The following is a 5,724-nucleotide window of genomic DNA, read 5'->3' on the forward strand; positions in this document are numbered from 1 at the left end:
TTAGTGATTAGTTGACCAACGATATCTTTACTCGTTAGCTGACTGCTGACTGCTGTCTGCTGACTGCTGACTGCTGAGTGCTGACTGCTGACTGCTGACTGCTGACCGCTGACTGCTGACTGCTGACTGCTGAGTGCTGACTGCTGACTGCTGACTGCTGACTGCTGAGTGCTGACTGCTGAGTGCTGACTGCTGACTGCTGAGTGCTGACTGCTGAGTGCTGACTGCTGACTGCTGACTGCTGACCACTGACTGCTGACCACTGACTGCTGACTGCTGACTGCTGACTGCTGACCACTGACTGCTGACCACTGACCACAAAATCTTAAGCAATAATTAAGGAGGAACGATAAGTAATAGTTTTATAAATCGATAAAATATCCTTATATATACAACTAAGGTTACCTTTGTCAAGGATTTTTTTTGTGTATTTTTGTTAAGGGCAACAGATTTACTACTTCAGTAATTGTTAAGTAATTTTACAAAAACTGGCAATTTTTATATCGAATTGTATCAGATAACGGCTGTAACTCCCTGAAAGTATACGTTTTTTGATAGAAACTCTTTAGTTGGCAAAACAAAACCATCCCAACCAAGAGTGAGTGGTCACTGGTAGAGAGGTTCGATAGGACATCTATCAATAAAATCTAAATACGATCAAAACCATCAAAGGTGATCAGCCACTTACCGCCACTCAAGGTAAGGCACAGACAACGAATAATCAGGAAGGAGATCTAGCCGCATGTTCACTCACGTCAAGTCCACCATTAGACACATCACCCCAGAAGCATTGAATGGGCGTCATTTGCTGAAGGTGGTCTATGTCGTGCTAGAACCGCAGTACCAGAGTGCATTATCAGCTGCTGTTCGGTCAATCAATCAAAATCAACCAGATATCGCTATTGAAATCAGCGGCTACCTAATTGAGGAGCTGCGTGACCCAGAAAACTATCAAGACTTTAAACGGGATATAGCAGAAGCGAATATCTTTATCGCGTCACTAATTTTCATAGAAGACTTGGCCGAGAAGGTAGTCACCGCTGTAAAACCCCATCGCGATCGCTTGGATGCCGCAGTGGTATTTCCATCAATGCCCAAAGTGATGCGCCTGAATAAATTAGGTAGCTTCTCCATGGCGAATTTGGGTCAATCCAAGAGTGCGATCGCACAATTCATGCGTAAGCGCAAGAAAAAATCTGGGTCTTCTTTCCAAGACAGTATGCTGAAGCTGTTGCAGACCTTACCGAAAGTCCTGAAGTATATGCCCATGGACAAAGCTCAGGATGCTCGCAACTTCATGCTCAGTTTCCAGTATTGGCTGGGGGGATCTTCTGATAACCTGGAAAACTTCCTGCTGATGCTAGCAGATAAGTATGTATTTAAGACAGAGAAGAAAAACAGCGAAACCTCTGTCCAATTCAAAGACCCAGTGGTTTACCCAGATATGGGGGTTTGGCATCCTCTAGCACCACAAATGTTTGAAGATGTCAAGGAATACCTCAACTGGTATAGTAGCCGTCAGGATATCTCAACAGACTTAAAAGACCCTCTCGCTCCCTGTATTGGTTTAGTCCTGCAACGCACTCACCTAGTTACAGGGGATGATGCCCATTATGTAGCCATGGTGCAGGAACTGGAAGCCATGGGAGCAAAGGTGATTCCCGTATTTGCTGGTGGTCTGGATTTCTCTAAACCTGTAGATGCCTATTTTTCTGAGGAACATGGCAAAACCGTAGTCCCCTTAGTGGATGCTGTGGTATCTCTAACCGGCTTTGCTCTAGTCGGAGGTCCAGCACGGCAAGACCATCCCAAAGCGATTGAATCCTTAAAACGCCTCAATCGCCCCTATATGGTTACACTTCCCTTAGTCTTCCAAACTACGGAAGAGTGGGAAAATAGTGAATTGGGACTGCACCCGATTCAAGTAGCATTGCAAATTGCCATTCCAGAGCTGGATGGTGCCATTGAACCAATTATCCTATCCGGACGGGATGGCGCAACTGGAAAATCCATTGCGTTACAGGACCGGATTGAATCAGTAGCCCGACGGGTGATGAAGTGGGCGAATTTGCGCCGTAAGCCCAAGCTTGATAAGAAAATTGCCATCACAGTCTTTAGCTTTCCCCCAGATAAAGGCAATGTTGGGACAGCGGCCTATCTTGATGTATTTGGTTCCATCTATAAAGTGATGGAAGCCCTGAACAACAATGGTTATGATGTCCAAGACTTGCCGGAATCAGCTGAGGCACTGATGCAAGAGGTGATCCATGATGCCCAAGCTCAGTACGCTAGTCCAGAATTGAATATTGCTCACCGGATGTCGGTAATGGAGTATGAACGGTTTACTCCCTACTCCACTCGCTTAGAGGAAAACTGGGGACCACCACCAGGACATCTTAATAGTGATGGACAAAACTTGTTAATCTACGGCAAGCACTTCGGGAATGTATTCATCGGAGTACAACCTACCTTTGGCTATGAAGGAGACCCAATGCTACTGTTGTTCTCCCGTTCCGCAAGTCCTCACCATGGCTTTGCTGCCTATTACACCTATTTAGAACAAATCTGGCAAGCCGATGCGGTGCTGCACTTCGGCACCCACGGGTCTCTAGAATTTATGCCAGGGAAACAGATGGGGATGTCTGGAGACTGTTATCCAGATAATTTAATTGGTTCTATTCCCAATCTGTACTACTATGCTGCCAATAATCCTAGTGAAGCAACTATTGCTAAGCGCCGCAGCTACGCTGAAACCATATCCTATCTGACTCCACCGGCAGAAAATGCTGGATTATATAAAGGCTTAAAGGAACTCAGTGAGTTAATTGGGTCTTATCAAACTCTCAAAGATACTGGGCGCGGTGTTCCCATTGTTAACACCATTATGGATAAGTGCCGCTTGGTGAATCTTGACCAAGATATTGCCTTGCCCGAGCAAGATGCCAAGGAGCTGAGTGCCGAAGAACGGGATACTTTGGTCGGTCAGGTGTACCGCCGCTTGATGGAAATTGAATCAAGGTTGTTACCCTGTGGGTTGCATGTGATTGGTAAGCCACCAACCGCAGAAGAAGCGATCGCAACGCTAGTCAATATTGCTAACTTAGACCGTAGCGAAGACGAAATCATCGGTTTACCCCGGATTATTGCTAACAGTATTGAGCGAGATATTGATGAAATTTACAGCAACAATGACCAAGGCATCTTAGCTGATGTGGAATTGTTGCAAGATATCACCCAAGCTACCCGTGCTGCTGTTAGTGCTATGGTTCAAGCTCAAATCGACACCGATGGACGAGTTTCTAAAGTCTCTAAACTCAACTTCCTCAACCTTGGTAAAAAAGAACCCTGGGTAGAAGCCTTGCACAATTTAGGATACACCAAAGTAGATTCCGAAGCGATCAAGCCTCTGTTTGACTATCTCGAATTCTGTTTAGAGCAGATAGTAGCAGACAACGAACTAGGAGCAATGCTCCAAGCCTTAGATGGGGAATATGTGCTGCCAGGTCCTGGTGGTGACCCGATCCGAAATCCCGATGTGCTACCGACCGGTAAGAATATTCACGCCCTCGACCCCCAATCCATTCCCACCCTAGCAGCGGTGAAATCTGCCAAAATTGTAGTAGACCGACTGTTGGCACGGCAAAAGCGAGATAATGATGGGGCTTGGCCAGAAACCATTGCGTGTGTACTATGGGGTACCGATAATATTAAGACCTATGGGGAATCCCTAGCCCAAATTCTGTGGATGGTCGGGGTTAAGCCAGTGCCCGATGCCTTGGGACGGGTGAATAAATTAGAACTAATTCCTTTAGAAGAGTTAGGTCGTCCTCGGATTGATGTTGTAGTTAACTGTTCCGGTGTCTTCCGGGATTTGTTCATCAATCAGATGAATTTACTCGACCAAGGGGTGAAAATGGCGGCAGAAGCCGATGAACCCCTGGAACTGAATTTTGTGCGGAAACACAGTTTGCAACAAGCTCAAGAGATGGGCATTAATCTACGGCAAGCGGCGACTCGGGTGTTCTCCAATGCTTCTGGTTCCTATGCGTCCAATGTTAATTTAGCTGTGGAAAACAGCACCTGGGAAGAAGAAGCCGAGTTACAGAATATGTATCTCAGTCGCAAGTCCTTTGCCTTCTCTTCCGATAACCCAGGCACCATGGAACAGAGTCAGAAGATTTTTGAGTCCGCCTTGAAAACCGCTGATGTTACCTTCCAGAATCTTGATTCATCGGAAATTAGCCTTACTGATGTTTCTCATTACTTTGATTCTGACCCCACTAAGGTAGTAGCCAACTTGCGGAACGATGGTAAGAAACCAACCGCTTACATAGCTGATACTACTACTGCTAATGCTCAGGTTCGCACCCTATCAGAAACCGTCCGTTTAGATGCCCGGACTAAGTTACTTAATCCCAAGTGGTACGAGGGCATGTTGAATCATGGCTATGAAGGGGTGCGTGAACTTTCCAAACGCTTAGTGAATACTATGGGTTGGAGTGCAACGGCTGATGCAGTGGATAACTGGGTTTATGAAGATGTGAATACTACCTTTATCCAGGATGAAGAAATGCGTCAGCGGTTAATGAATTTGAATCCCAATTCCTTCCGTAAAGTAGTGTCTACGTTATTAGAAGTTAATGGACGTGGCTATTGGGAAACTAGTGAGAGTAATTTACAGCTGTTGCGCGAGTTGTATCAGGAGGTTGAAGATAAAATTGAAGGCATAGATTAGGATTATTGGCGTTGCGTCAGTCTTGGAATGAATAGGAGTAGAGTGGGCATCCTGCCCGCTCGACAATAAGCATGAAACTGGCAAGATGCCAGTTCTACCAAGATGCCAGTTCTACCAAGATGCCAGTTCTACCAAGATGCCAGTTCTACCAAGATGCCAGTTCTACCAAGATGCCAGTTCTACCAAGATGCCAGTTCTACCAAGATGCCCATTCCACGCTTGATGCCCATTCTACAAAAGTATTAAAATCATTCCATTATTAAGCAACGCCAAAAGCGATGCAGCGCGGTCTTGGGGGTTTCCCCCATGAGCGACTGCATCAAGACAGAGTAGCTTTTTAGAGACGTTCAATAGAGCGTCTCTAATTTTTAGGACTTACGAATTTGCCCCCTAAATCCCCCAATTCTGGGGGACTTTGAAAGCTGAAATCCCCCTAAATCCCCCAATTCTGGGGGACTTTAAAAGCTGAAATCCCCCTAAATCCCCCAATTCTGGGGGACTTTAACTCAACTTTGCGGTGCGCGAAATTTGCTGTCAAAAAAAATTTCTAAAAACCCTTGACAAATTATATTATAATCATTATTATTATAATATAAAACAACAAGCAAAAGGTGACCATTATGGATTCCGAATTTCGCCCAAACCCAGAGACTAATCCTGAGGATATAACTCCTAGTAATAATCCTCAGGTGCGCTTTCCGTTGGCGAATTAAATTCGCCACGGGTCGCACCTCAAGAATCGTTTCCCAAAAAATATCCGGTTCAGCATATTTTGAAGGGCTCCCGCAAGGGCATAATCAACACCATGCATAGCCTCTATGTAGTTGGTTATGCGGAAATTATCGAGTGGACTCCTCTGCAGCGTGCGGCTTGTTCTGAGTAGGAGCAACTCGTAGTAGAGTAGGTTATGACTCAGGTAACTCGCGGAATAACATCCCAAAGGTTATAACTATTCATCAGGATGGCGGTGCAAATCCGACCCCATCAGG

General features: G+C 45.5%; 3 protein-coding genes. 2 read left to right on the top strand and 1 reads right to left on the bottom strand.

What is annotated here, in order from left to right:
* Window positions 1–27: 27 nt before the first annotated feature.
* Window positions 28–333, bottom strand: a complete 306-nt coding sequence (locus F6K63_RS36090; RefSeq protein ID WP_287314907.1) for a hypothetical protein — start codon at window positions 331–333, stop codon at window positions 28–30.
* A 409-nt stretch (window positions 334–742) separates the two neighbouring features.
* Between F6K63_RS36090 and F6K63_RS36095 the strand changes: the two genes are divergently transcribed.
* Complete coding sequence (locus tag F6K63_RS36095) at window positions 743–4,735, top strand: magnesium chelatase subunit H (RefSeq protein ID WP_287314909.1); 3,993 nt, start codon at window positions 743–745, stop codon at window positions 4,733–4,735.
* A 102-nt stretch (window positions 4,736–4,837) separates the two neighbouring features.
* The gene (locus F6K63_RS36100) at window positions 4,838–4,981 is read left to right on the top strand and encodes a hypothetical protein (protein WP_287267477.1); all 144 of its coding nucleotides are present in this window, start codon (window positions 4,838–4,840) and stop codon (window positions 4,979–4,981) included.
* The last annotated feature ends 743 nt before the right edge of the window (window positions 4,982–5,724 follow it).

This window comes from Moorena sp. SIO1G6 (genome assembly GCF_010672795.1).
In the GTDB taxonomy this organism is placed as follows: domain Bacteria; phylum Cyanobacteriota; class Cyanobacteriia; order Cyanobacteriales; family Coleofasciculaceae; genus Moorena; species Moorena producens.

Coding starts and splice junctions, on each gene's coding strand:
- F6K63_RS36095 (WP_287314909.1), top strand. CDS start 743: ATGTTCACTCACGTCAAGTCCACCATTAGACACATCACCCCAGAAGCA.
- F6K63_RS36100 (WP_287267477.1), top strand. CDS start 4,838: ATGCCAGTTCTACCAAGATGCCAGTTCTACCAAGATGCCAGTTCTACC.